Below are 24,912 nucleotides of genomic sequence, written 5' to 3'. Positions count from 1 at the left end.
CGTCATCAGCCGTGCAGCCCGCATTCGGTCTTGCCCCGTCCGGCCCAGCGGCCGGCCCGTGCGTCCTCGCCCTCCAGCACCCGGCGGGTGCAGGGCGCGCAGCCGACGGAGGTGTAACCGTCCATCAGCAGCGGGTTGGTGAGCACTCCGTGCTCCAGCACGTAGGCGTCCACGTCGTCCTGGGTCCAGCGGGCGATCGGGGAGACCTTCACCTTGCGGCGCTTGGCGTCCCAGCCCACCACCGGGGTGTTCGCCCGGGTCGGGGACTCGTCGCGGCGCAGCCCCGTTGCCCACGCGGCGTACGCGGTCAGGCCGTCCTCCAACGGCTTGACCTTGCGCAGCGCGCAGCACAGGTCGGGGTCGCGGTCGTGCAGCTTCTCGCCGTGCTCCGCGTCCTGCTCGGCCACCGTCTGCCGGGGGGTGATCGTGATGACGTTGACGTCCATCACCGCGTCCACCGCGTCCCGGGTGCCGATGGTCTCCGGGAAGTGGTAGCCGGTGTCCAGGAAGACCACGTCCACGCCCGGCAGCACCCGGGATGCCAGGTGCGCGACCACGGCGTCCTCCATGGAGGAGGTGACGCAGAAGCGCGGTCCGAAGGTGTCGGTGGCCCACTTCAGGATCTCGGTGGCGGAGGCGTCCTCCAGCTCCCGCCCGGCCTGTTCGGCCAGTTCCCGGAGCTGGTGGTCGGTGAGCTCCTCGCTGATCAGAGTGTCCGTCATATCCCGTCCCCTTGACCGTCGTTGCGCTGGACGCCCCGGGTCAGCAGACCCAGGAACTTCAGCTGGAACGCACGGTTGCAGGAGGCACATTCCCAGGCGCCGTGCCCCGTCTCGTTGGGGCGCAGGTCCTCGTCGCCGCAGTACGGGCAGTAGAACGGGGCGGCTCGCTCGCTCATGACAGCGACTCCGCACTGGCCCGCGCCGCCCAGGTGGCGAAGCGCTCGCCGTCCTCGCGCTCCTCCTGGAACTTGCCGAGCACCCGCTCGACGTAGTCCGGCAGTTCGGCCGAAGTGACCTTCAGGCCACGGACCTTGCGGCCGAACCCGGCCTCCAGGCCGAGCGCCCCGCCGAGGTGCACCTGGTACCCCTCGACCTGCTCGCCGTTCTCGTCCAGCATCAGCTGGCCCTTGAGGCCGATGTCCGCGACCTGGATACGGGCGCAGGCGTTCGGGCAGCCGTTGATGTTGATGGTGATGGGGTGGTCGAACTCCGGGATGCGGCGCTCCAGTTCGTCGATGAGGGAGGCGCCGCGTGCCTTCGTCTCGACGATGGCCAGCTTGCAGAACTCGATACCGGTGCAGGCCATCGTGCCGCGCCGGAACGGGGAGGGCGTGACCTTGAGGTCGAGCGCCTCCAGACCGGCGACCAGGGACTCCACCTGCTCCTCGGCCACATCCAGCACGATCATCTTCTGCTCGGCGGTGGTCCGCACCCGGCCCGAGCCGTGCGCCTCGGCCACCTCGGCGATCTTGGTGAGCGTGGTGCCGTCGACCCGGCCCACCCGCGCGGCGAAGCCGACGTAGAAGCGGCCGTCCTTCTGCCGGTGCACGCCCAGGTGGTCGCGCCAGGTCTGCGCGGGCTGCTCGGGCGCGGGGCCGTCGATCAGCTTGCGCTGGAGGTAGTCGTCCTCCAGGACCTGCCGGAACTTCTCCGCGCCCCAGTCCGCGACGAGGAACTTCAGCCGGGCGCGGGTGCGCAGCCGCCGGTAGCCGTAGTCGCGGAAGATCCCGATGACCCCGCCGTACACATCGGCCACCTCGTCCAGCGGCACCCAGGCGCCGAGCCGGACCCCGAGCTTGGGGTTGGTGGAGAGGCCGCCGCCGACCCAGAGGTCGAAGCCGGGGCCGTGCTCGGGGTGGTTCACCCCGACGAAGGCGATGTCGTTGATCTCGTGCGCCACATCGAGCTGCGGGGAGCCGGAGACCGCCGACTTGAACTTGCGGGGCAGGTTGGAGAAGTCGGGGTTCCCGATGAACCGGCGGTGGATCTCGTCGATCGCGGGGGTGCCGTCAATGATCTCGTTCTCGGCGATGCCCGCGACGGGGGAGCCGAGGATCACGCGGGGCGTGTCACCGCAGGCCTCGGTGGTGGAGAGGCCTACCTCTTCGAGCCGCCGCCAGATCTCCGGCACGTCCTCGATGCGGATCCAGTGGTACTGCACGTTCTGCCGGTCGGTGAGGTCGGCGGTGCCGCGCGCGAACTCCTGGGAGATCTCCCCGATCACCCGCAGCTGCTGGGTGGTCAGCCGTCCGCCGTCGATCCGGACGCGCAGCATGAAGTACTTGTCGTCCAGCTCCTCCGGCTCCAGCACGGCGGTCTTGCCGCCGTCGATGCCGGGCTTGCGCTGGGTGTACAGCCCCCACCAACGCATGCGCCCACGAAGGTCGTTGGGGTCGATGGAGTCAAAGCCGCGCTTGGAGTAGATCGTCTCAATACGTGTCCGTACGTTGAGACCGTCGTCGTCCTTCTTGAACTGCTCGTTCCCGTTCAGAGGGGTGTGGTGGCCCACGGCCCACTGACCCTCGCCACGGTGGCGTCCGGCCTTGCGGCGGGGCGTGGTGGTCGCAGGCTGTTCCGGGGTGGCGGCCATGACAGTACGTCCTTCGGGACTGCGGGAGGGCGGCTCTGAACGGCACACTCGCGCTGAGGCGCGGCGGTGCGCAGGGGCGGTTCAGAGGTGAGAGGGGCGGGCGGGGGTGCTGGGACTCTCAGCCCGCCGGACAGATGGCGCTGGACATGCGGCAGAGGTCGACGTGGCGTCGACTCACCAAGGCAATCCCAGTTCCAGACATGACGGAAGCGTGTCACGCGGATCTCGGGGCAGTCCACCACTATCCACGATGTGGACGACAAGGTCTCGTACAGTGAGACACTGTGGCGCCGGTCACAGGCTGCGTCGGCGGCAATGGGGACAAATTGCCCCAGGGTGGGGCCGCTGAAGGCCCCGAAGGGAAGGTCGGGAGGGGGATCAGGAGGAGGCAGGAGAGATCAGGAGCAGGTCAGGAACCGTACGCACCTGGCCACGGCCCCGGGGTCTCCACATCCGGCTCCACCTCGGTCTTCGTGTCGAAGAGCCGGAAGCCGCGCCGCAGGTAGTTGTCCATCGCGTGCGGGCCGTCCTTGGAGCACGTGTGCAGCCACACCCGCTTCGTCCGCGGCCGCTCCGGCCAGCGCTCCGCAAGGTCCCAGGCGCGCGCCACCCCGTACGAGAGGAGGTGGCCGCCGATCCGCCGCCCCCGGAAGGCCGCGATCAGCCCGAAGTACATGATCTCGACCACGCCGTCGTCCTGCGCGTCCAGCTGGACGTACCCGGCCGGCGTCCCGTTCACGTACGCCACCCAGGTCTCCGCCCCGGGCCGCTCCAGGAGCTCCTGCCACTCGGCGTACGTCATCCCGAGCCGGTCGGTCCAGTGGATGTCGCCGCCCACGGCGGAGTAGAGGAAGCGGCTGAACTCCGGCAGCGGCACCTCGGACCGGACGATCCGCAGATCGCCCTCCGGCGCGGCGACGGGCCGCAGATCGTCGGGCGAGGTCTGCTCCAGCGACCAGACGGTCACCTCGGCGGTCGCGGTGGTCGCGGCGGTCGTCTCGGCCGTCGCCTCGGGAGCCTCGGAGGTCGCCTCGGTGGCCGGTGCGGAGGGCTGCGCGGGGTTGCTCATGGCGGCCAGAAAACCATGCCGCCGCCCGCCCGCGAACACCGGGCCCACCCAGCGGCCGGTCACCCGGGCCCGCCATCGGCGCCTGTCAGGGCGGTGTCGCCCCCCGCCGCGCCCCCGTCACCACCGGCGCCTTCGAGTGCGGCAGCAGATCGGCCGGGTGCTCCGGGTGGACCACCTCCACCGCCACCCCGTCCCCGAAGCGGTACGGGCGGTGGGCCAGCACCTCCGCCAGATGGCGCCGGAGCCGGGAGATCTCCGCCCGTACCGTCACCGTCCTGGTCGGGTCCCCGAAGATGTCCTGCGCCAGCTCGGAGGCCGTACGCCCCTCCCGCCGCACCGCCAGCGCGTACAGCAGCTCCGCGTGGCGCGGCGAGAGTCGCTGCGTCGAGGTGCCCAGCGGGCCCACCAGATGCACGGCGAGCGCCCGGGGCCGGCTCAGATCGAGCACCACCCGGTGCGGCGCCCCCTCCGCCGCACCGTCCGACACCTGCACCAGCCAGCCGCCCGGCAACTGCTCCACCCGGCACATCCCGAGCGAGGGCAGCCACACCCGGCCCGGCCGCAGCGACTTCGGCAGCGGCAGCCGGTCCACCGGCGGCATCCCCGTCACCGCCGCCAGCCACCCATGGGTGTCCACCGCCAGCGCCCGGCCCCCCAGCCGGCACAGGATCGGCGCCGCCACCGCGCGCAGCCGTTCGATCGCCACCAGGTGACGGGTGCGGATCTCGGCCTCCGCGAGCCGCGCCACCGAGTCCACCAGGGCCAGGGTCGCCGGATGGAACGTGGCGGCCGGACCGCTGATGTCGACGATCCCCACCAGCCGCCCGTCACGCGGGTCGCGGACCGGGGCTGCCGCGCAGGTCCAGTTGTGCAGGGCCCGGATGAAGTGCTCGGCCGAGTGGACCTGGATCGGTGTACGGGCGGCCAGCGCCGTACCGATCGCGTTCGTCCCCGTCGCCGCCTCCGCCCAGGCGGCCCCCTCCTCCAGGCAGATGTCGTGCGCCCGGTGCAGCACCCCGGAGTGGCCCTGACGCCACAGCACCCGGCCCTCCGCGTCGGTGACCACCATGATCTGCTGCGCGGCGTCGGCGATCGACGCGAGCCCCGCCCGCAGTACCGGCATCACCTCGCCGAGCGCCGTGCTGTGCCGCCGGTGCTCGATCTCCTCGGCCCGCAGCAGCTCGCTCTCCGGCGACTGGTCGGGGTCGATGCCGCTGCGCACGACCCGGTTCCAGGAGGCGTCGATCTCGGCCCGCGGGGCGACGGAGGCCCGCTCACCCGCCAGCCGGGCCTCCCTGGCCCGGTGGAGCAGCCGGGTCGCGCGGTCCGCCTCCTGGCCGATCACCCGCACCACCTCGGCAGAACCTGTCCGACTCATGGTCCCCCCCTTGTTCCCCTGTTCCCCGTAACCCGGAACTTCCCCGTAACCAGGAACGACCCTGTTCCCCGGAACGTCTCTGTCCCCTGGAACTTCGTCCCCCGGAACTTCCCGAAACTTCCCCGCCCCCGGAACACTCCGCGCCCGCACGCCCCATCCTGCCGCCGCCCGGACGCACCCACCGAGCAGTCCACACAATGGTTGCAACCCTTTGCAACTCTGGCGGCACCCCACCGGACCGTACGAGAGTGGCAACGTGCCGTACGCCGGGCCCGTGCCCGGCGCCCGGCACGGTTCAAGCATGGAGGGTGGTGCCGTGTCGGCGCAGCACCACCCTCCGTCGCTCACCGCCTAATCGGCCACCGGCCGGGCCCGCGCCACCACCGAGGCCAGATCCAGACTGTGCGGCAGCGTCCCGAACGCCGTGCCCCAGTCCCCGCCCAGCCGCGAGGCGCAGAACGCGTCGGAGACCTCCGGCGGCGCCCACCGCACCAGCAGCGACCCCTGGAGCACCAGCGCCATCCGCTCCACCAGCCGCCGCGCCCGCGCCTCGATCCCCTCCAGATCCGCCAGCTCGGTCAGCAGGTCCTTGATGGCCGCGTCCAGCCGGTGATCGGCCCCCCGCGCCTTCCCGACCTCCCGCAGGAACGCGTCCAGCGCCCGCGGCTCCCGCTGGAGCGCCCGCAGAACATCCAGCGCCTGTACGTTCCCCGAGCCCTCCCAGATCGAGTTGAGCGGCGCCTCACGCAGCAGCCGGGGCATCCCCGACTCCTCCACGTACCCGTTGCCGCCCAGGCACTCCAGCGCCTCGCCGACGACCGGGGTGCACCGCTTGGTGACCCAGTACTTCGCGGCGGGCACCGCGATCCGCAGGAACGCCCGCTCCTCCTCGGTGTCCGTGTCGTACGCCGAGGCCAGCCGCATCGCCAGGACGGTGGCCGCCTCCGACTCCAGCGCCAGATCGGCCAGTACGTTGCGCATCAGCGGCTTGTCGATCAGCAGCCCGCCGAACGCGCTGCGGTAGGTGGCGTGGTGGATCGCCTGCGCCACCGCCTGCCGCATCAGCGCCGCCGAACCGACCACGCAGTCCAGCCGGGTGGCCGCCACCATCTCGATGATGGTGCGCACCCCGCGCCCCTCCTCGCCGACCCGGCGGGCCCAGGTCCCGTCGAACTCGACCTCGCTGGAGGCGTTCGACTTGTTGCCCAGCTTGTCCTTCAGCCGCTGGATCGCGAACACGTTGCGCGTGCCGTCGGGGAGGACGCGCGGTACCAGGAAGCAGGTCAGCCCGCCCGGCGCCTGGGCCAGCACCAGGAACCCGTCCGACATCGGCGCCGAACAGAACCACTTGTGCCCGGTGAGCAGATACTCGCCCTCCCCGGCGATGGGCTCCGCCCGGGTCGTGTTGGACCGTACGTCGGTGCCGCCCTGCTTCTCCGTCATGCCCATCCCGAAGAGCACCCCGGCCTTCTCCGGGGCGGGCCGCAGCCCCTCCTCGTAGACGTACGAGGTCAGCTTCGGCTCCCACTCGGCGGCCAGCGCCGGGTCGGTCCGCAGCGCGGGCACCGCCGCGTGCGTCATCGAGAGCGGGCAGCCGTGCCCCGCCTCGGCCTGCGTCCAGACCAGGAACCCGGCCGCACGCCGGACATGACCGGCCGGCCGCCCCCAGGCGTCGGTCAGCCCGGCGGCGACCGCGTGCCCCAGGAGCCGGTGCCAGGACGGATGGAACTCCACTTCGTCGATCCGGTTCCCATACCGGTCATGGGTGCGCAGAACGGGCGGATGCTCGTTCGCCTGCGTACCCCACTCCTGGGCCTGGGCCGAACCCGCCGACCGTCCGAGCGTGCTGAGTTCGTCCCGCGCTTCGGGCAGGACGTCCGGCCGGATGTGCCGCTCGACGGCCTCGGACAGGGCCCGGTCGGCGGCGAAGACGTCATAGCCGACCAGCGGCGGAACCTGATTGGTCACTGTGTGGGTGGTGGCTGCCATGCCGATACGGTAAGGAGGTGCAGGCAGCAAATGAAACACCCGAGCGGCCACCGGGCCGGCTCCACCGGGCCAGAGTGCTCTACCGCAACGTCTCCAAGCGGCGCATGGCGTGGCAGTTGCTCAAGGACACCGTCAACTCGTGCATCGAGTACCGGATCCTCGGACTGGCGGCCGAGGCGGCGTTCTTCACCCTGCTCTCCCTGCCCCCGCTGCTGCTCGGACTCATCGGGCTGCTCGGTTACGTCGACGAGTGGACGACCACGGAGACGGTCGCCTCCATCGAGCGGAACATCCTCTCCGCCTCGCAGACCGTGCTCTCCGAACGCGGGGTCAACGACTTCGCCAAACCGCTGCTGGCCGACGTCACCACCGGCGCCCGCCCCGATGTCATCTCCATCGGCTTCGCCATCGCCCTGTGGTCCGGCTCCCGTGCGGTGAACGTCTTCATTGACACGATCACCGTCATGTACGGCCTCGACGGCCACCGCGGCATTGTCAAGACCCGGCTGCTCGCCTTCCTGCTGTACGTGGTCGCCCTGCTGCTGGGTGCGGTGGTGCTGCCGCTGCTCGTCGTCGGCCCCGACCGGGTGGTCGAGTTCGTGCCCTGGGGCACCGAGGTCATCGCCGTCCTCTACTGGCCCCTGGTCATCGTGCTGACGATCGCGTTCCTCACGACGCTCTACCACGTATCCGTCCCCGTGCGTTCGCCGTGGATCGAGGACGTCCCCGGGGCGCTCGTGGCGCTCGGGATGTGGGTGCTCGGCAGCTTCCTGCTGCGGATCTACCTCACCAACACGGTCGAAGGCCCCACGATCTACGGCTCCTTGGCGGCCCCGATCGCCGTCCTGCTCTGGATAGGTATCTCCGCTTTCGCGGTGTTGGTCGGTGCCGCGGTCAACGCGGCCATCGACCGGGTCTGGCCCTCGCTCGCCACCGCCGCCGCCCGCGAGGCCACCGAACGCGTCCGGGCCGCGCAGGCCGCCGAGTTCGTCGCCCGCACCCGCCCGGCCGCCTACGAGGCGGTGGAGGACGACGACGAGGACGACGGCTCCGCCTACATGCCCTCGGAGTTCCCGGAGCGCTGGTCCCGCTTCCTGCCGCCGGACGACGTCAAGTCCCGGCTCCAGTCGACCTGGGAGAAGGAGCCCAAGGAGCCCAGGGAACCGAAGGAGCCCAGGGAACCGAAGGAGTCCAAGGGGTCGAAGGAGAGCAAGGGGAGCAGCCAGCCCCGCGAGGACTCCGGGCCGCCATCCGCGTAGGTCTTCGCGCTAGCGTGGAGACATGCCCCGGGAACGTCCGCACTACCAGGAACGGCCCTCCCGGCTGCCCGGTGCCGTCCTCTGGACCTGGGACGCCTCCGACCGTCCGCCGCACGATCCCCGCTCCGTCCTGCCCGACGGCTGCATGGACCTGATCTCGACCGGCGGCCGTCTCGTCGTCGCAGGGCCTGACACCCACGCCTTCGAGGTGGAACCGCGGAACCGGGACTCCTGCGCCGCGATCCGGTTCGCCCCCGGCACCGCACCCGTACTCCTCGGCGTACCGGCGCACGAGCTGCGCGACCACCGGGTCGACCTCGCCGACCTCTGGCCCCCGGCAGCCGTACGCAGGCTCGGCGAGCGGATCGACCGGGCCCCGGACCCCGCCGGGGCCCTGGAGCGGTTCGCCCTGGACCGGATCGCCGACACCGGGCCCCCGGACCCGCTCACGGTCACCGTCGCCGAGCGGCTGCGCCGGGGCAGGACCGTCGCCGCGACGGCGGCGGAGGTCGGACTCGGCGCCCGCCAGCTCCACCGCCGCTCCCTGGCCGCCTTCGGTTACGGCCCCAAGACCCTGGCCCGGATCCTCCGCCTCCAGCGCGCCCTGGACCTCATCCGCACCGGCCTCCCGTACGCCGAAGCGGCCTGCGCGGCGGGCTGCACCGACCAGGCGCACCTGTCCCGCGAGATGCGCGACCTGGCCGGAACGACCCTCGGTGCCTACTTCGCGGAGGGTGAGGCGGGGGCGAACAGCGAGACGCCGCACCCGTCCGGATCCAGCACCACCGCATAGCGCTGCCCCCACACCGCGTCCCACGGCTTCAGATGCCCGGCGTAACCGGCCCCGGTCAGCTCCGCGTACCGGGCGTCCACCTCCTCCGGGCTGTCACAGACGAACGCCAGCCCCAGCCGCTCCCCGCCCGCCGGGCGCTCCCAGCCCGGGTCGAACGAGCGGATGACGTCCTCCGTGTCCCACAGCAGCCGCTGCCCGCCCGGCAGGACCACCTCCACATGCGGGGCGGACTCCGCCCCGTCGGGGATGTCGAGGCCGAGCCTGCGGTAGAAGGCGAGCGAGGCGGCCAGGTCCGCCGTGATGATGCTGATCGCGTCGAGTCGTGGAGTCATGGCACGACGGTAGGCGCGGGGCGTCCCCACGGTCTTGTACGAATCGGACGTGCGGTCGCCTGCGCCGACGTGCGAGCCCCAGCGTCGACACCGTGGAGCGGGGTCTCCCCCCCCCAGCAGCAACCACTGGAGGCTCTCCCCCCGGGGGGAGTCACCCCCGGCGATCACCCCCAGCAGTCGCCCACCGAAGTCCCCGCATCCGTCAGCGCCAGCCCCAGCTCCGCCCGTTCGACCACCCAGCGCGTCGGCCGGTGGCGCGGGTCGCCCGTCGTCGCGTGCAGCGCGTGCTGGAGCTCCATCAGCCGCTCGGCCCCGATCCGTTCGCCCCAGGCCAGCGGTCCGGCCGGGTAGCCGAGCCCGGTCGTCACCGCCCGGTCGATATCGGCCGGGGTGGCGAGCGACCGCTCGGCGATCGAGGCACCCACCGCGACGATCGACGACAGCAGCCGCTGTGCCACCGAGCCCGCCGTGTCCCGCACCACCGTCACGGCGTGCGGTTCATCGCCCGCCGCCGCCCGTGCCAGCACCGCCCGCGCGTCCCGGGCCGCCCCCGGGTCGGTGGCGGCCGTCACCGCGAGGACCCGCCGCCGCCCGGCGGCGGGCAGCACCTCCACGCCCAGCGTCCGCTCCGGCGGCAGCCCGCCCGCGATCGCACCGGACACCGTCGTCCCCCAGACCGGCACCAGCACCAGCGCCCGGTCCGAAGGCTCCTCGCCCTGCTCGATCCGGACCCCGGCCGCTTCGAGAGAGCCGGTCAGGGCCTCCACGTACGACGTCGTGCCCATGGACCAGTTCGCGGCGAGGAACACCGGCCGTTCCCCGTCCCCGTTCACCGCCGGTTCCGGAGCGGGTCCGCCGGAGCCCTCGCCGTACGCGTACCAGCCCTGCCCGGTTTTGCGGCCGTGCAGCCCCGCCACCACCCGGTTGGGGGTGAGGTAGGAGGGGCGCAGCCGGTCCTCGTACCGGAAGCCCTGCCAGATCGAGTCGTTCACCGCGGCGGTGACATCCAGCCCCGTCAGGTCCATCAGCTCGAACGGGCCCATCCGCAGCCCCAGCACGTCCCGCGCGATCCGGTCGATGTCCGCGGGCCCCGCCACCGACTCCTCCACCAGTGCGAGCGCCTCCGTCACCAGGCCGCGCCCCGCGTGGTTGACCAGGAAGCCGGGGGTGTCGGCCACGGTCACCGCCCGGTGCCCGCACCCCTCCACCAGCTCGGTCAGCGCGGCCGGGATCTCCGGACGGGTCGCCGCCCCGGGCACCACCTCCACGATCCGCATCAGCGGCACCGGGTTGAAGAAGTGCAGCCCGGCCAGGCGTGAGGGGTCCTGGAGGGTCGCCGCGATCCGGGTCACCGAGAGGGAAGAGGTGTTGGTCGCGAAGACGGCGGAGGACGGCAGCGCCCGCTCCAGCTTCCCGAACACCTCGGCCTTGGTCTCCAGGTCCTCCCGTACGGCCTCGATGACCAGCTCCACGTCCGGCCCGGCGGCCCACGGGTCGCCGAGCGGCACCAGCCGCGCCACGGACGCGTCCCGGTCGGCGGCCGACATCCGGCCCTTGGCCACCGCCCGGTCCAGCATCGAGACGACGAACTCCACCGCGTCCGCCACCGCCTCGGCCCGGACGTCCGTCAGCTCCACGGTGTGTCCCGCGCTCGCCGCCCACTGGGCGATACCCCGGCCCATGGCCCCGGCTCCGACGATCCTGATACGCATGGCGGTGGGCCCCTTCGGCATGATCAGCACGGCAAATCCGCTCCACGGTGTCAGGGTCCATTGATGACTGTCCAATACCGAATTAAGGTCGGATCAAGACGCCGGGAGTATCAATGACACGCGGGGGTGTCCTCATGGAACTGCGCCACCTCAACGCGTTCCTCGCCGTGGCCGAGGAGCTGCACTTCGGCCGGGCCGCCAAACGGCTCCAGATGGCCCAGCCACCGCTGAGTCAGCGGATCCGGCAGCTGGAGCGGGAGCTCGGCGTCCAGCTCTTCCGGCGCAACACCCGCTCGGTCCGGCTCACCAGCGCGGGGGAGTCCTTCCTCGAACCCGTACGGGCCGTCCTGGACGACCTGGACACCGCTGTCCGGGCCGCCAGATCGGCGGGGAAGGGCGAGTACGGCCGGGTCACCATCGGCTTCGCCGGGGCCTCCACCCACGAGACGCTGCCCCGGCTGACCCGGGCCGTGCGCGCCGCCCACCCCGGGCTCGAACTCGTCATGACCGGCCAGACGTACGCCAACACCGCCCTGTCCCGGGTCGCGGACGGCTCGCTCGACCTCGGCTTCGTCCGGCTGCCGGTCACCCGCCCCGGCGTCGCCCACCGGGTGATCGACGAGGAGGAGCTGGTCTGCGCCCTGTCCTCCGACCACCCGCTGGCCCGGCGCGCGACCGTACCGCTCGACGCACTCACCGACGAACCGTTCGTCTCCTTCCCCGCCAACTCCGGCTCCACCGTCCGCGACGCCATGACCGAGGCCTGCGAGAGCGCCGGGTTCACCCCGCGCGTCGTCCAGGAGGCCCCCGACTCGTACACGATCCTCGCCCTGGTCGCCGCCGGGGTCGGCAGCACCCTCACGGTCACCTCCGTGCAGCACATCCAGCAGAACGGCCTGGTCTACCGCCCCCTGGCCGGACCTCCCATCCGCCTCCGGGCGGCCCTGGCCTGGCGCGCCGACAACCCCTCCGCCGCCCTGCGCGCGGTGCTCGCCGTGGCGGAGGAGGCGCTGCCGACCCCCGTACGCACCCCGGATTGAGACGCACAGCCTCTCAGTCCGGTGCGCATTCGATATTGGACCGACTCAGTGACGGAATGCGAAGGTCACTGCACACATCACACTCCACCGCATGCGCCCGCCCACACCCACGCGTAACGCCCTCAGGAAAGGCCCGCCGTGCCGCTCGAAGTCGTCATCTGCGAACCGCTGCGCACCCCCATCGGCCGCTTCGGCGGAGCGTTCGCCCAGCAGACACCGGCCTCGCTCGCCGCGCACGTCATCGCCGAGGTCGTCGCGCGTACGGGGATCGACCCGGACCGGGTCGACGAGGTGATCCTCGGCCACGCCTACCCGACCAGCGAGGCCCCCGCGATCGGCCGGGTCGCCGCCCTCGACGCGGGGCTCCCCGCCACCGTCACCGGTACCCAGATCGACCGCCGCTGCGGCTCCGGACTCCAGGCGGTCCTGGACGCGGCGATGCAGATCAGGACCGGCTTCAGCGAGGTCGTGATCGCGGGCGGGGTCGACGTCATGAGCGCCGCGCCCTACTACACCCACGACGGCCGCTGGGGCATCAAGGGCCCCGGCCTCCAGCTCCACGACTCCCTCGCCCGGGGCCGGGTCACCGCCGGAGGCATCCACCACCCGGTCCCCGGCGGCATGATCGAGACGGCGGAGAACCTGCGCCGGGAGTACGGGATCAGCCGCGCCGACCAGGACGCCCTGGCCCTGCGCTCGCAGCAGCGGGCGGCCACCGCCACCGCCGAGGGGCGGTACGCGGCGGAGACCGTCCCCGTCACCGTACGCACCCGCAAGGGCGAGCACGTCGTCACCGCAGACGAACACCCCCGCCCCGACACCACGGCCGAGCAACTGGCCGCCCTCCGCCCGGTGATGGCGAAATCCGACCCGGAGGCCACCGTCACGGCGGGCAACGCCAGCGGGCAGAACGACGCGGCCGCCGCCTGCCTCGTCACCAGCGCCGAAACCGCCGAACGCCTCGGTCTCACCCCGCTCGCCCGCCTGGTCTCCTGCGCCCGCGCGGGCGTCCCCGCCGCCACGATGGGCATCGCCCCGGTCGCCGCCACGCGGACCGCCCTGGACCGTGCCGGACTCACCCTCGCCGACCTCGACCTGATCGAGCTGAACGAGGCGTTCGCCGCCCAGGTCCTCGCCTGTACGCGGGAGTTGGGCCTCGGGGAGAAGGACCACGAACAGCGGATCAACGTCAACGGATCGGGCATCTCGCTCGGCCACCCGGTCGGCGCCACCGGCGCCCGCATCCTCGCCACGCTCACCCGCGAACTGGCCCGCCGGGAGGGCCGGTTCGGCCTGGAGACGATGTGCATCGGCGGCGGCCAGGCGCTCGCCGCCGTCTTCGAACGCGTCACCGCACGCTAGGAGTGTCCTGCGCGTACAGATAGTGCCGTGTCCCGGCCAGCACGCCACGGAACCAGGCATCCACCTCGTCCTGCCCCATGGCCGCCCAGTCGGGGGTCTCCTCCACCTGGGCCCGCCCCAGCCGCCGGCCCAGCTCCACCAAGTGGGCGCCCGCTGCCGTACGTTCGTCCGCGTACCGCTCCAGCGCCTCGGCGACCACCGGTCCCTCGCGCAGCACCCGCTCCAGACAGAGCGCGTCCTGCAACGCCTTGACGGCACCGCTCGCCGTGTGGGGCCTGGTCACCCCGGCCGCGTCCCCGGCCAGCAGCAGCGGCGCCCGGGCGGCCCGGGGGACCTGGACGTCGGCGACCGGATGGCAGGCTGTCGTCCGGTGCGTGCCGTGCGCGACGATCTCCGCCCACGCCGCCGGGAAGTGCTCCTCGGCCAACTCGCGTACGTACGGCCCCGGATCGGCGTCCGGGTCTGCGGGCGGCCTGCCGTAAATGGCGTACGCGAGCAGCCGCCCGCCCTTTCCGGTCCGCCCGGCCGTATCCCGTGAACCGCCCGGGATCAGATAGAAGATGCCGTGCCCGCCCGGGAAGCCCAGCGTCACCCACGCACCGCGCAGCAGTTCCAGCTCCCGGGAGTGCCCCTCCAGCGCGCTCAGCGGAATCGCCCCGCGCCAGACCAGGTAGCCGGCCGGCTCCGGACGCAGCCCCGGAGCGAGCGACTGCCGGGTGCGCGAGGCGTGTCCGTCGGCCCCCACGACGACGTCGTAACGCTCCTCGCTCCGCTCGGTGGTGATCACCGCCCGCCCGTCCGCCGCCGTGCCGACCGAGGTGACGGGCTCGCCCCGCAGATACCGTACGGAACCGGCGCTCGCGCGCAACGACCGCCACAACAGGCCCCAGTTGCACGGCGTCACGGGGGAGGGCTGACGGGCCAGCTCCCGCGTCGAGCGCCCGCCCGGCTCCCGGGTCAGCCAGACCCGGGTCGCCACCGGAGCCGTCTCCATCCCCGCGTCCAGATACCCGGAGCCGACCAGCTCCCGGTGGAGCGGCGGCGGGATCACGATGCCGAAGCCCCGGTCCTGGAGCTCGGCGCCGCTCCGCTCGTACACGGTGACGTCCGCGCCCACGCGGCGCCCCGCGACGGCGGCCGCGCACCCGGCGATGCTGCCGCCGATCACTCCGATACGTAACGCCGCTCCCATGTTCCGACCCCTTTCCGGAGTTCCGTTCCCCGAAGTCCCGTAAGAACCATGACGCCTGGGGCCCGGCTCCCGCCGGGTGCCGCCCGGTTCCGGGCGTGCGAAAGGTCCGGCCGGACAGTCCCCGCTGTCCGGCCGGACCTCGTTCCGCGGCGGGTGGGTGATCAGTCCCGCGCGTCACGGGTACGGCGCATCAGCACCGCCCCGCCCAGCAGCAGCGCGGCGCTCGCGCCGGCCGCCAGACCCAGCCCGGCCGCTCCGGTGTCGGCCAGGCCCGGGGTGTCGGAGCCCGGAGCGTCGCTGCCGGGGGTGTGGGTGCCGGGGGTGTTCGGGGGCACGTCGGTGGGCGGCTGCTCGGTGGGCGGCTGGCTGGTCGGGGGCTCGTCGACCGGGGGCTGCTCGGTGGGCGGCTCGTCGACGGGGGGCTCCTCGGTAGGCGGCTCGTCCACGGGCGGCTCCTCGGTCGGAGGCTCGTCGACCGGCGGCTCCTCGGTAGGCGGCTCCTCCGTGGGCGGCTCCTCGACCGGGGGCTCTTCGGTCGGGGGCTCCTCCACCGGGGGCTCTTCGACCGGGGGTTCCTCAACGGGCGGCTCCTCGACCGGAGGCTCCTCCACCGGCGGCTCGGTGGGCGGGTAGTTGTCCTTCGGGCCGCTCACGTTCTCGCACTGGTTGCCGAAGACCGGGTTGAGCGCACCGACGACATTGACGGTGTTGCCGCACACGTTCACCGGGACGTGGACCGGGGCCTGGACAAGGTTGCCGGAAAGCACCCCGGGGGAGCCGACCGCCGCGCCCTCGGCGCTGGAACCGCCCGTGCCGCCCCCGCCGTCGCCGTATCCGTAACCGTCGTCCTGGCCGCTGGAGCTCACGTTCGCGCACGCGTTGCCGAACGCGGGGTTGAGCAGGGCGATCACGTTCACGGTGTTGCCGCAGGCGTTGACCGGGACATGGACCGGCACCTGCACGGCGTTGCCCGAGCCGACCCCCGGCGAGCCGACGGCAGCGCCCTCGGCCGAGGCGTCGGCGTGCGCGGAACCGCCCGCCACGGCCAGGAGGCCCGACGTGGCCGCCATGACGATCATGCTCTTATTCAAGGCCTGTCGCATTACTTGCCCTTCCTTAGGACATTCGCGAGGACATCGCGTGGGTGCTTCGCGCGCGGAGCCGCCGGGCGGTGCCGCTGCTGTGGCGGACCCCCGTGTCATCCCGCGGGAAGCCATGGTGAAAGTCGTTACACATGCGCGCTGGACGATTGCCATAACGATCGAAGGCGGTGCGGGAAACTCGGAGAAGCGTGGAAGTTGTGTAATCACCCGAACGGATGGATTAAGTGAACCGCGCCCTGACCTGGTCGCCGTTGAAGGGAAACGATTCAGCCCCAACTTTCCCTTCGGGTAACGGCGTTGACCTTCGCGGGAGCGGTGCGGTCGTGGGTGCGCGGCGAGAGGGAGTTCTGTGTGCGACGACCCGTTCGGGCGAACACGCCGGACGCCGCGTCCGCAATTCCTTCACGAACAGATGGTCGTGCGAACAGAGAAGGTGTAGGAGTGTGCGGGCGCGGGCCCGTCTCACTCCCGCGTCGTGCGCCCCCGTGCCCGGCATTCGGGTGAATTCACGGAACCAAACACCCGGCGCCGAGTTGATCAGGTCGCCCCGCTACGGGGCGACCGGTACGAGAAGGGTTAATCGTGATCAAGAAGGTTCTGGCCACGGGCGCTGTCGCCGCCTCCATCCTCGGGCTCGGCTCGACGCAGGCCATGGCGATCGCCAACGACGGCGGCACCACGACGGTCAACGGCAACGGCGCTTCGCAGTCGTACGGCAACTCCGAGACCCACGGCGACTGGAGCCCGCAGTTCGCGCTCATCCAGGGTTCGCTGAACAAGCCCTGCATCGCTCTGCCGGCGAAGGCGAACCTCGGTTCGCTCGTGGGTCTCGTGCCGATCACGGTCCAGGACATCAACGTCCTGTCCTCCCCGCAGAACCAGCAGTGCACCGAGAACTCCACCCAGGCCAAGGGCGACGAGGCCCTGTCGCACATCCTCAACGACATCCCGATCCTCTCGGGCAACGGCACCGGCAACCGCTGACCCGCAGCCGCCCTACTCGGGCCCGGGCCATCGGCGTTCCTCCACCGAGCGGCCCGGGCCCGTCGCCTTCCCGGAACGCGGTCACGGATTCTCCGCCCGCATTCCTTGCCGCCCGGCCCGACGGGCATTGCGGCATTAGGGCGGATATCCGGGAATCCGCCCGTGGAACAGTTTCGAACCCGGACGTTCATCGTTACGTAGGACAGCGCCGGAGTCACGAGCGATCAGGACCTGGCTCGGGCGGGCACGACAGTCGTGACCGCACCGGACTCCGCCGAGGAAAGGGACAAGAAAAGTGAAGTACACCAAGGTTGCCGCAGTCGCCGCCGGAACGCTCATGGCGATGGGCGTCGCCGCGCCGGCCATGGCCGACTCGGGTGCCGAGGCCATTGCCGCGGGCTCCCCGGGCGTGCTGTCCGGCAACATCGTGCAGGTTCCGGTCCACATTCCGGTCAACATCTGCGGCAACACCGTCAACGTGATCGGCCTGCTGAACCCGGCCTTCGGCAACACCTGCGTCAACGCCTGACAAATCGACCGGACCGGGCCCTCGGGTCCGGACCGGTCGGGCCCCGGACGGCATCGGCCGCCCGGGGCTTCTGCGTTCTCGTGCGAGTTTTCTCCTCCGCTCCGGCCCGCTCCGGCCCTCTCCGGATTTCTCTGGCTTCCCCGGCTTCCCCGGCTTCCCCGGCCGGGAGAAAGTCGCACGGGCGCAGTTTCCCCCGTGCGGCCTGATCGTTATCCCTGAGGAAAGCGGCAGAAGTCACAGGTAAAGAAAGCCTGTGTGCGGTACGGAAACGTGCCGAAGCAGACGCCGCGCAGAAGGGACCAGAAAAGTGAAGTACGCGAAGACCGCCGCGCTCGTTGTCGGTTCCGTGGCTGCCCTCGGAACGGCCGCCCCCGCCTTCGCCGTTACTACCCCCACGGCTCCCAGCTTCAGCCTCGACAGTGGCCTCAACCAGGTGATGGCCAGTGCCCCGCAGGTTGTCGACCCGCTGGTGGGCACGGTCGCCGAGACCGCCGAGACGGTCTCCAAGGACGGCGCGGTCGGCAAGCTGGCGGGCCAGGCGACCGGTGCGGCCGCGGGCGCCGCCCCGCTGCTCGGCGGAGTTCCGCTCGGCGGCTGAGCGCCGCGTACGACGGTTCCCCTGGTTCCTTCACCCGATCCGCATCACTTCCCAGAAGGGCTCTTCCATGTTCAAGAAGATCATGGCCTCGGCAGCGGTTGCCGTCTCGGTCGTCGGCGTCTCCGCCGCGGCCGCCCCGTCCGCCATGGCGATCGCCAACGACGGCGGCACCACGACGGTCAACGGCAACGGTGCTTCGCAGTCGTACGGCAACTCCGCCACCTACGGCGACTGGAGCCCGCAGTTCGCGCTCATCCAGGGTTCGCTGAACAAGCCCTGCATCGCCCTGCCGGCGAAGGCGAACCTCGGTTCGCTCGTGGGCCTTGTGCCGATCTCTGTCCAGGACATCAACGTCCTGTCCTCCCCGCAGAACCAGCAGTGCACCGAGAACTCCACCCAGGCCAAGGGTGACGAGGCCCTGTCGCACCTGCTGAACGACATCCCGATCCTCTCGGGCAACGGCGTCGGCAACAACTGAGACCGGACAGCTCCGGTCCGCACCGCGTGACCCGCGTGGGGCCGGTCCATCCGCCCGGCGACCGTTCTTCGCCGGACCGGACGGGCCGGCCCTTCGCCGTGTGCAGGCGCCTCCGGCCGTGGTACCCGGTTGGGCCGGATGCCGTAGCCCCGGCTGACGGTCCGGTCCGGGCCGGGTAGGGCCTCTGCATGGATCCGTACGACAGTCAGACCTCGCAGAGCAGAGAGCCGTGGCCCGCGCCGGGCGGCACACCGATCTACGACCGGCTCGTCGCCGAGTGGCAGGCGGCCGGGCACGACCACCCGCTGTCCGCACCGCCCCAGGAGCCCGCGCCCCGCCACAGCGGCGGATTCGTCCCGGCGGCACGTTCTTCGGAGTGAGCCCTTCCCGGCAACGGAGGCCCGGCGGAATGAACGGGGAAGCGGCGGAATGACGGAATGGCGAAATGGGGGAGTGGCGTCTACCTTGCGCCAGAACAAACCCATTTGAGTGGTACTGCGCAACCGATCAGGGCCACCGGCAGTTGATCAGTACGTTCCACAACGGGACGCTCCGAAAGGTGAAGCTTGATGAAGAAGATGATGGCCGGCGCTGCAGTGGCGGTGTCCCTGCTCGGTCTGTCCGCAGTCGCGGCTCCCACGGCCATGGCGATCGGCAACGACGGTGGCACCACCACCGTCAACGGCAACGGTGCCGAGTCGGAGATCGGCAACGCCGAGACCAAGGGCGACTGGAGCCCGCAGAACCAGCTCGTCCAGGGCACCCTGAACAAGCTCTGCGTCGGCCTGCCCGCCAAGGTCAACGTCGGTTCGCTCGTCGGCCTCGTGCCGGTCACGGTTCAGGACATCAACGTCCTGTCCAACCCGCAGAACCAGCAGTGCACGGACAACTCGACCCAGGCCAAGGGCGACGAGCCGCTGTCGCACATCCTGGACGACATCCCGGTCCTCTCGGGCAACGGCGTCGGCAACAACTGACGCACCACAGCCTGACGTTCCGAGCGCGGGCGGTCCGGAGGTCACCTCCGGGCCGCCCGCCCTCGTTGTCACGGCACGGCACGGCACGGCACGGCAAGGCACCGCACCGCACCGCGCCGCACCGCGCCCGTCACGCCACCGCGACACGGCGATGCCCACCACTCCACGGGGGGTGGTGGGCATCGCCGTGCGCGGATCGCGTGTGCGGATTCGGGGGCCGGGGTCAGCCGAGGGAGCGGACCGGGAGCAGACAGTGGGCGGCGGTGCGGACGACCTCTTCGTTCGCCGCGAAGGCCCGCAACTGGTCCTCGCTGACCGGCTGCCCAGGAACGGCCTCCGGCCACGGGGCGGTGGCGAACATGCCGTACACCTGGCCCTGTGCCAGAGCGGCGGCGACCCACTCGTCGGGGGCCGGGTACTGGGCCTTGAGGTGAGGCATCGTCAGGACGGCCTGGCCCGCCTGGACGAGCAGCTTCACCTGGATGCCCGGGGCCTCGGCCGCGTCCTGGATCGGGCCGCCGACCTGGAGGCCCGCCCGCTCCAGCGCGTTGCGCAGCGCTTCCCGGCCGACCACCGGGCCGTCCTGCCCGTCCCCCAGCGAGTAGGAGAGGAGGTAGGCGGTGTCCTCGTCGGCGCCGGTCTGCCGGCCGCTCCAGCCGATCAGGATCTGGGTGCCCAACTGGGCCGGTGTGAAGGTGACGGCGGAGGTCTGAGGTGTGGTCATGACCGGCACCCTAACGGCCACGGACCGGTCGCTATGCATGCGTATCACCCGATCGTGGGAGATCGGTGAGATCACGGGGTAACTCCGGCACGGTCGCCGGAAAACCTGTTGACGCCGCCGGGAGCGGCGGGGCTAAGCTCGGCCGCGTAAGAACCCGAGAAATCAGGGATCAGGAACCAGGAGGTGAGGACATTGATGACTGTCGTTGTGATGGGCACTGCCCACAACCAGAAGAGCATCGTTCTCACCCCCGTGGCCACCGGCTGACCCACTTCACGTACGTCACGTACCTCCCGCGCCGAGCGCGCGGTGCCGGGGCCACCCTGTGAAGGGTTTCCCTTGTCTTTCTCGTTTCTTCCGGCTTCCTCCTCTCTTCCCTCTTTTCCCTCTCTTCCGGTTCCGTCCTTCTCGCACCCGCTGACTCCGTACGGCTGGGACGAGGAGTGGGCGGCAGCCTTCTCCCCCTACGCCGCGCAGGGCCTCGTACCGGGGCGTGTGGTGCGGGTGGACCGCGGTCAGTGCGACGTGATCACCCCCGACGGCCCGGTCCGGGCCGACACCGCTTTCGTGGTGCCGCGCGACCCGATGCGGATCGTCTGCACCGGCGACTGGGTGGCGCTCGACGCGGACGGCGACCCGCTGTTCGTCCGTACGCTGCTGCCGCGCCGTACCGCCTTCGTCCGCTCGACCTCCTCGCAGCGGTCCGAGGGGCAGGTGCTCGCCACCAACATCGACCACATCGCCATCTGTGTCTCGCTCGCCGTCGAGCTCGACCTCGGGCGGATCGAACGCTTCCTCGCGCTCGCCCTGTCCAGCTCCAGCGGCGCCGCGCTGCTGGGCGACGGCCACGGCACCGGGGGGCACCGGCCCGAGCCGCTCGTCCTCCTCACCAAGGCCGACCTGGTCCCCGACGCGGTCACCCTCTCCCACCTCGTCCAGGACGTCGAAGCCATCGCCCCCGGGGTCCAGGTGCTGCCCGTCAGCTCCACCACGGGGGAGGGGCTCGACGTGTTCGGGGCCGTCGTCTCCAGCGGTACGAGCGTGCTGCTCGGCATCTCCGGCGCCGGGAAGTCCACCCTTGCCAACACCCTCCTCGGCAGGGACGCGATGGAGGTGCAGGAGGCCCGCGAGGTCGACGGCAAGGGCCGCCACACCACCACGACCCGCAACCTCCTCGTCCTGCCGCAGGGGGGCGTCCTCATCGACACCCCCGGGCTGCGCGGCGTGGGCCTCTTCGACGCCGGGACCGGGGTCGGCGAGCTGTTCTCGGAGATCGAGGAGCTGGCAGCCCGCTGCCGGTTCCACGACTGCGCCCACCGGAGCGAGCCGGGGTGTGCCGTGCTCGGTGCGCTGGAGGACGGTTCGCTGCCCGACCGGCGGCTGGAGAGCTACCGCAAGCTGCTGCGCGAGAACCAGCGGATCGTCGCCAAGACCGACGCCCGGGTGCGCTCGGAGATCCTGAAGGACTGGAAGCGCAAGGGCGCCGAGGGGCGCGCGGCCGGGCAGGCCAAGCGCGGCGGCCGGGTGCGGTAGCCGCCGGGGCCGTACGGTTCACCGCCGTACGGCCCTGACGCCGTACGGCCCTGACGTCGTGCGGTTCGACGCCGTACGGTTCGACGTCCGAAAACCGCGAGTGCGGCAGCGGCGGCTGTCGCACACTGGACGGTGTGATGGACGACCGGAGCAGGTACGAGGCGGTGAGCAGCCGTGACGCGCGGTTCGACGGCGCGTTCTTCTTCGCCGTCGTGACCACCGGCATCTACTGCCGGCCGAGCTGCCCCGCCGTCACCCCCAGACGCGTTAATGTGCGCTTCTACCCGACGGCGGCGGCCGCGCAGGCAGACGGTTTCCGGGCCTGTCGGCGGTGCCGCCCGGACGCCGTGCCGGGCTCGGCCGAGTGGAACGTCCGCGCCGATGTCGTCGGCCGGGCCATGCGGCTCATCGGCGACGGCGTGGTGGACCGCGAGGGAGTCCCCGGGCTGGCCGGGCGGCTCGGGTACAGCGCCCGGCAGGTCCAGCGCCAGCTCAACGCCGAGCTGGGCGCGGGGCCCGTCGCGCTCGCCCGCGCCCAGCGCTCCCACACCGCCCGGGTGCTCCTCCAGACCACCGGCCTGCCGGTCACCGAGATCGCCTTCGCCGCCGGGTTCGCCAGCGTGCGCCAGTTCAACGACACCATCCGCCGGATCTACGCCCGCACCCCCAGCGCCCTGCGCGCGGAGGCCGGGACCGGGCTCGGCGGGGGCCGGGGCGAAGGGCTGCGGGCCGGGATCCCGCTGCGGCTCGCCCATCGGGGCCCGTACGCCACCGGCGCCCTGTTCGACCTGCTGGGCGAGCGGGCCGTGGCCCGGGTCGAGGAGCTGGCCGGGGAGCCGGGGCGCCGCACCTACCGGCGTACGCTGCGGCTGCCGTACGGGACCGGGATCGCCGCCGTCGACGAGGCGTCCCCCGGACCGTGGCTGGAGGCCCGGATCCACCTCACCGATCTGCGCGACCTGACCACCGCCGTACAGCGGCTGCGGCGCCTGTTCGACCTGGACGCGGACCCGTACGCCGTCGACGAGGCCCTGGCAGCCGACCCCCGGCTCGCCCCGCTGGTCGCCGCCCGCCCCGGGCTGCGCTCGCCGGGGGCGGCGGACCCGGAGGAGGAGGCCGTACGGGCGCTGGTGGGGCGGGAGCGGGCGCGGGAGCTGGTCGAGCGGTACGGGAAGGTGCTGGACGTGCCGTGCGGCGCGCTCACTCATGTGTTCCCCGAGCCGGGCGTCCTGGCCGGTGCCGTCACCGAACCCGCCCTGCGGGCCCTGACCGCCGCGCTCGCCGACGGGGAGCTGCGGCTGGACGCGGGGGCCGACCGGGAGGAGGCGGAGCGCACGCTCGCGGCGCTGCCCGGGGTGGACCGGCGGACCGCCGCGCTGATCCGGATGCGGGCGCTCGGGGACCCGGACGTGGACCCGTACGGGACACCCGGCGCCGAGCGGTGGCGGCCATGGCGCTCGTACGCCGTACAGCATCTCTCGTACGCCGTACCGAACCTGGAGACCGCCGCCGGGCCCCGGGCGAGGACCGTCGCCCCGGGCTGAGCGCCCTCACCCCCAGAGCAGCGCGCCCAGCCACGCGCCCGCCACCAGCAGACAGGCGAACAGCTCCACCAGCACCGCGTACCCCGTCGCCCGCATCACCGAGCGCACCGACGTCCAGCCCGCCCCGCGACTGCCCAGCCGCAGCCGCTCCGCCCCGTAGATCGCCCCCACGAAACCGGCGATCCCGCCCACCACGGGCACCACGAAGAACCCCACGATCCCCGCGACCCCGCCGATCATCACCGTCCGGCGGGGCGCACCCGACTCGGCCGGGCGGCGCGGCGGCAGCACCGGCTTGAGGGCCTGGTTCAGCAGCATCAGCGCGGTTGCGCCGATCAGGACACCCCAGGCCGCCGGGGTCATGTCCGTCAGCGCCCACCACAGCACCGCCGCCCAGACGATCGCCTGCCCCGGCACACCCGGCACCAGCACCCCGACCAGCCCCAGCAGCATGACCAGGCCCACGGCGACGAGCTGCCACACACTCATCCGACCAGCGTGCCGGAGAGTGCCCGGCTCCGCCCGTCAGCAGACCCCGGCGACCTGCGCCGATGGCCTCTCAGGAGGGTCCGGTACGGGCCACCCAGCCGCGCTCGTACGCATGCCAGCCGAGCTGGAGCCGGGTGGAGACCCCGGTCAGCTCCATCAGCCCCTTGACCCGGCGCTGCACGGTCCGCAGCCCCAGCTCCAGCTGTTTGGCCACACTCGCGTCCGTCAGTCCGGCCAGCAGCAGCGACAGGATCTCCAGGTCCGTCGCATCGGGCCCCACGCACTCCTCGCGGACCGCGCTGCCGCCCTCGCCCAGCCGCAGCGGCATGGCCTCCCGCCACACCGCCTCGAAGAGGCCCATCAGCGACTCCAGCAGCCCGCTCGCGTGCACGACCAGGGCGGCGGGCTCCGCGTCCCGCCCGGTCAGCGGCACCATCGCCAGGGTCGCGTCGGCGATCACCAGCTTCGTGGGGACCCGGTCCACCACCCGGCACTGCTCGTCCCGGCCCAGCGCGGCCGACAGCTCCAGGATCCCCGACGGCAGCGACAGCACCTCGCGCTCCACGACCACCCGGTAGGCGACCCCGCGCGCGGCGGCCCGCTCCTCGGACTCGTTCTCCATCCCGGTCACCGCGACCGGCTTCCCGGTGACCAGGGCGCACACCTCGGAGGCGGCGCCCAGTTGCAACTGGTGGAAGCGCTGGGTGACCGCGGCCGCTCCCGTCACCACCTCCACCAGATCGTGCACCTCGGGCTCGCTCGCCTCCGCCCGGTACTCCTCGGCCAGCAGCGCGGACGCCAGCTCCGCCTGCTCCAGCTCGTGCCGCTGCTGGATCAGCAGCGCGCCCAGCGCCACACCGGGCGGCGCCGCCACCCAGCGCCCCGGGCGGGACGAGGACTGGGCGGCGAGCCCCTGCTGTTCCAGCCGCCGCAGCACCCGCTCGGTCTCCGCCTCCGCGAGGCACAGCCGGTGCGCGAGATGGGAGAGCTCCGCCGCCCCCGCCCCGACCAGCGTGCGGTACGCGGCTTCCTGCCTCTCGTCGAGACCTATGGCCCCCAGCATTCCCCGACCCTCCCCGGGTGTCGTGATCACGCGTCGCAGCGCCCGTTCCGGCCGGTCGGCCGTGGCGGAAAAGGGCCACGGCGTAAACCCGCCGCGCACATCATCCCCCGTACCCCTGGCCCCTCTGCCACTGTGGCGCCACCGCAGCACCAACAACCTCCGGAATGGGGCC

At 72.1% G+C, this 24,912-nt stretch carries 25 protein-coding genes and 1 pseudogene; 12 read left to right on the top strand and 14 right to left on the bottom strand.

Annotated elements, in window-relative coordinates; genetic code table 11:
- Nucleotides 1–5: 5 nt before the first annotated feature.
- The 7 genes and pseudogenes from ACFW9Z_RS10195 to ACFW9Z_RS10165 form a co-directional block, all read right to left on the bottom strand.
- Nucleotides 6–722, bottom strand: coding sequence for a phosphoadenylyl-sulfate reductase (locus ACFW9Z_RS10195; RefSeq protein WP_384637271.1), 717 nt, complete (start codon nt 720–722; stop codon nt 6–8).
- Entirely contained in the window at nt 719–898 is a 180-nt protein-coding gene (locus ACFW9Z_RS10190; RefSeq protein WP_384637268.1) for a hypothetical protein, read from the bottom strand. The genes ACFW9Z_RS10195 and ACFW9Z_RS10190 overlap by 4 nt, the downstream gene beginning before the upstream one ends.
- Nucleotides 895–2,592, bottom strand: coding sequence for a nitrite/sulfite reductase (locus ACFW9Z_RS10185; protein ID WP_384637265.1), 1,698 nt, complete (start codon nt 2,590–2,592; stop codon nt 895–897). The genes ACFW9Z_RS10190 and ACFW9Z_RS10185 overlap by 4 nt, the downstream gene beginning before the upstream one ends.
- Nucleotides 2,593–2,710: 118 nt before the next feature.
- A pseudogene (locus tag ACFW9Z_RS10180) lies at nt 2,711–2,782 on the bottom strand (putative leader peptide); the annotation flags it as partial.
- Nucleotides 2,783–3,001: 219 nt separating this feature from the next.
- The gene (locus tag ACFW9Z_RS10175; RefSeq protein WP_384637262.1) at nt 3,002–3,661 is read right to left on the bottom strand and encodes a GNAT family N-acetyltransferase; all 660 of its coding nucleotides are present in this window, start codon (nt 3,659–3,661) and stop codon (nt 3,002–3,004) included.
- Nucleotides 3,662–3,746: 85 nt separating this feature from the next.
- Nucleotides 3,747–5,039 (bottom strand): GAF domain-containing protein, encoded by a 1,293-nt coding sequence (locus ACFW9Z_RS10170; RefSeq protein WP_384637259.1) that lies wholly within the window; start codon nt 5,037–5,039, stop codon nt 3,747–3,749.
- 351 nt (nt 5,040–5,390) lie between these two features.
- On the bottom strand, nt 5,391–7,028 hold the full coding sequence (locus tag ACFW9Z_RS10165; RefSeq protein ID WP_384637256.1) for an acyl-CoA dehydrogenase family protein: 1,638 nt from the start codon (nt 7,026–7,028) through the stop codon (nt 5,391–5,393).
- A 74-nt stretch (nt 7,029–7,102) separates the two neighbouring features.
- On the opposite strand from ACFW9Z_RS10165, the gene ACFW9Z_RS10160 reads away from it, so the two are divergent.
- Both ACFW9Z_RS10160 and ACFW9Z_RS10155 read left to right on the top strand, forming a co-directional pair.
- Nucleotides 7,103–8,287 carry a YihY/virulence factor BrkB family protein gene (locus ACFW9Z_RS10160; RefSeq protein ID WP_384637544.1) on the top strand — a complete coding sequence of 395 codons (1,185 nt, stop codon included), beginning with the start codon at nt 7,103–7,105 and terminating at the stop codon, nt 8,285–8,287.
- Between the two features lie 22 nt (nt 8,288–8,309).
- Nucleotides 8,310–9,080, top strand: a complete 771-nt coding sequence (locus ACFW9Z_RS10155; protein WP_384637253.1) for a helix-turn-helix domain-containing protein — start codon at nt 8,310–8,312, stop codon at nt 9,078–9,080.
- Here ACFW9Z_RS10155 and ACFW9Z_RS10150 read toward each other — a convergent pair.
- Both ACFW9Z_RS10150 and ACFW9Z_RS10145 read right to left on the bottom strand, forming a co-directional pair.
- A complete protein-coding gene (locus ACFW9Z_RS10150; RefSeq protein WP_384637251.1) occupies nt 9,008–9,412 on the bottom strand; it encodes a VOC family protein in 405 nt (134 codons plus the stop codon). The two genes, ACFW9Z_RS10155 and ACFW9Z_RS10150, sit on opposite strands and share 73 nt — an antisense overlap.
- 164 nt (nt 9,413–9,576) lie before the next feature.
- Nucleotides 9,577–11,124 (bottom strand): 3-hydroxyacyl-CoA dehydrogenase, encoded by a 1,548-nt coding sequence (locus tag ACFW9Z_RS10145; RefSeq protein WP_384637249.1) that lies wholly within the window; start codon nt 11,122–11,124, stop codon nt 9,577–9,579.
- Between the two features lie 134 nt (nt 11,125–11,258).
- Between ACFW9Z_RS10145 and ACFW9Z_RS10140 the strand changes: the two genes are divergently transcribed.
- Both ACFW9Z_RS10140 and ACFW9Z_RS10135 read left to right on the top strand, forming a co-directional pair.
- Nucleotides 11,259–12,164 carry a LysR family transcriptional regulator gene (locus ACFW9Z_RS10140; RefSeq protein WP_384637246.1) on the top strand — a complete coding sequence of 302 codons (906 nt, stop codon included), beginning with the start codon at nt 11,259–11,261 and terminating at the stop codon, nt 12,162–12,164.
- A 138-nt stretch (nt 12,165–12,302) separates the two neighbouring features.
- Nucleotides 12,303–13,526, top strand: a complete 1,224-nt coding sequence (locus ACFW9Z_RS10135; protein ID WP_384637244.1) for an acetyl-CoA C-acetyltransferase — start codon at nt 12,303–12,305, stop codon at nt 13,524–13,526.
- Here ACFW9Z_RS10135 and ACFW9Z_RS10130 read toward each other — a convergent pair.
- Both ACFW9Z_RS10130 and ACFW9Z_RS10125 read right to left on the bottom strand, forming a co-directional pair.
- Nucleotides 13,513–14,718, bottom strand: a complete 1,206-nt coding sequence (locus ACFW9Z_RS10130) for an FAD-dependent monooxygenase (RefSeq protein WP_384637241.1) — start codon at nt 14,716–14,718, stop codon at nt 13,513–13,515. The two genes, ACFW9Z_RS10135 and ACFW9Z_RS10130, sit on opposite strands and share 14 nt — an antisense overlap.
- A gap of 161 nt (nt 14,719–14,879) precedes the next feature.
- A complete protein-coding gene (locus ACFW9Z_RS10125; protein ID WP_384637239.1) occupies nt 14,880–15,821 on the bottom strand; it encodes a chaplin in 942 nt (313 codons plus the stop codon).
- Between the two features lie 582 nt (nt 15,822–16,403).
- On the opposite strand from ACFW9Z_RS10125, the gene ACFW9Z_RS10120 reads away from it, so the two are divergent.
- From ACFW9Z_RS10120 to ACFW9Z_RS10095, 6 genes are all read left to right on the top strand, one after another.
- The gene (locus tag ACFW9Z_RS10120) at nt 16,404–16,805 is read left to right on the top strand and encodes a rodlin (protein WP_384637236.1); all 402 of its coding nucleotides are present in this window, start codon (nt 16,404–16,406) and stop codon (nt 16,803–16,805) included.
- Nucleotides 16,806–17,100: 295 nt separating this feature from the next.
- On the top strand, nt 17,101–17,334 hold the full coding sequence (locus ACFW9Z_RS10115; RefSeq protein ID WP_384637233.1) for a chaplin: 234 nt from the start codon (nt 17,101–17,103) through the stop codon (nt 17,332–17,334).
- Nucleotides 17,335–17,641: 307 nt separating this feature from the next.
- On the top strand, nt 17,642–17,932 hold the full coding sequence (locus tag ACFW9Z_RS10110) for a hypothetical protein (RefSeq protein WP_384637230.1): 291 nt from the start codon (nt 17,642–17,644) through the stop codon (nt 17,930–17,932).
- Nucleotides 17,933–17,999: 67 nt separating this feature from the next.
- The gene (locus ACFW9Z_RS10105) at nt 18,000–18,410 is read left to right on the top strand and encodes a rodlin (protein WP_384637228.1); all 411 of its coding nucleotides are present in this window, start codon (nt 18,000–18,002) and stop codon (nt 18,408–18,410) included.
- Between the two features lie 188 nt (nt 18,411–18,598).
- Nucleotides 18,599–18,790, top strand: coding sequence for a hypothetical protein (locus tag ACFW9Z_RS10100; RefSeq protein WP_384637225.1), 192 nt, complete (start codon nt 18,599–18,601; stop codon nt 18,788–18,790).
- Nucleotides 18,791–18,979: 189 nt separating this feature from the next.
- The gene (locus ACFW9Z_RS10095) at nt 18,980–19,387 is read left to right on the top strand and encodes a rodlin (protein ID WP_384637222.1); all 408 of its coding nucleotides are present in this window, start codon (nt 18,980–18,982) and stop codon (nt 19,385–19,387) included.
- Nucleotides 19,388–19,610: 223 nt separating this feature from the next.
- Here the strand turns inward: ACFW9Z_RS10095 and ACFW9Z_RS10090 are convergent, their stop codons facing one another.
- Nucleotides 19,611–20,111 (bottom strand): DUF5949 family protein, encoded by a 501-nt coding sequence (locus ACFW9Z_RS10090; RefSeq protein WP_384637219.1) that lies wholly within the window; start codon nt 20,109–20,111, stop codon nt 19,611–19,613.
- Nucleotides 20,112–20,450: 339 nt separating this feature from the next.
- On the opposite strand from ACFW9Z_RS10090, the gene rsgA reads away from it, so the two are divergent.
- Nucleotides 20,451–21,644 (top strand): ribosome small subunit-dependent GTPase A, encoded by a 1,194-nt coding sequence (gene rsgA, locus ACFW9Z_RS10085; protein WP_384637217.1) that lies wholly within the window; start codon nt 20,451–20,453, stop codon nt 21,642–21,644.
- Nucleotides 21,645–21,781: 137 nt separating this feature from the next.
- A complete protein-coding gene (locus tag ACFW9Z_RS10080) occupies nt 21,782–23,188 on the top strand; it encodes a DNA-3-methyladenine glycosylase 2 family protein (protein WP_384637541.1) in 1,407 nt (468 codons plus the stop codon).
- Nucleotides 23,189–23,194: 6 nt separating this feature from the next.
- On the opposite strand, the gene ACFW9Z_RS10075 is transcribed toward ACFW9Z_RS10080, so the two are convergent.
- Entirely contained in the window at nt 23,195–23,677 is a 483-nt protein-coding gene (locus ACFW9Z_RS10075) for a DUF456 domain-containing protein (RefSeq protein WP_384637214.1), read from the bottom strand.
- A 70-nt stretch (nt 23,678–23,747) separates the two neighbouring features.
- Nucleotides 23,748–24,740, bottom strand: coding sequence for a helix-turn-helix domain-containing protein (locus tag ACFW9Z_RS10070; RefSeq protein WP_384637212.1), 993 nt, complete (start codon nt 24,738–24,740; stop codon nt 23,748–23,750).
- Nucleotides 24,741–24,912: the final 172 nt, after the last annotated feature.

The organism is Streptomyces sp. NPDC059452 (genome assembly GCF_042750035.1).
Taxonomy (GTDB): domain Bacteria; phylum Actinomycetota; class Actinomycetes; order Streptomycetales; family Streptomycetaceae; genus Streptomyces.
Note: the sequence above shows the minus strand (reverse complement) of the source record. Positions and strands in the feature narration are given on the sequence as shown.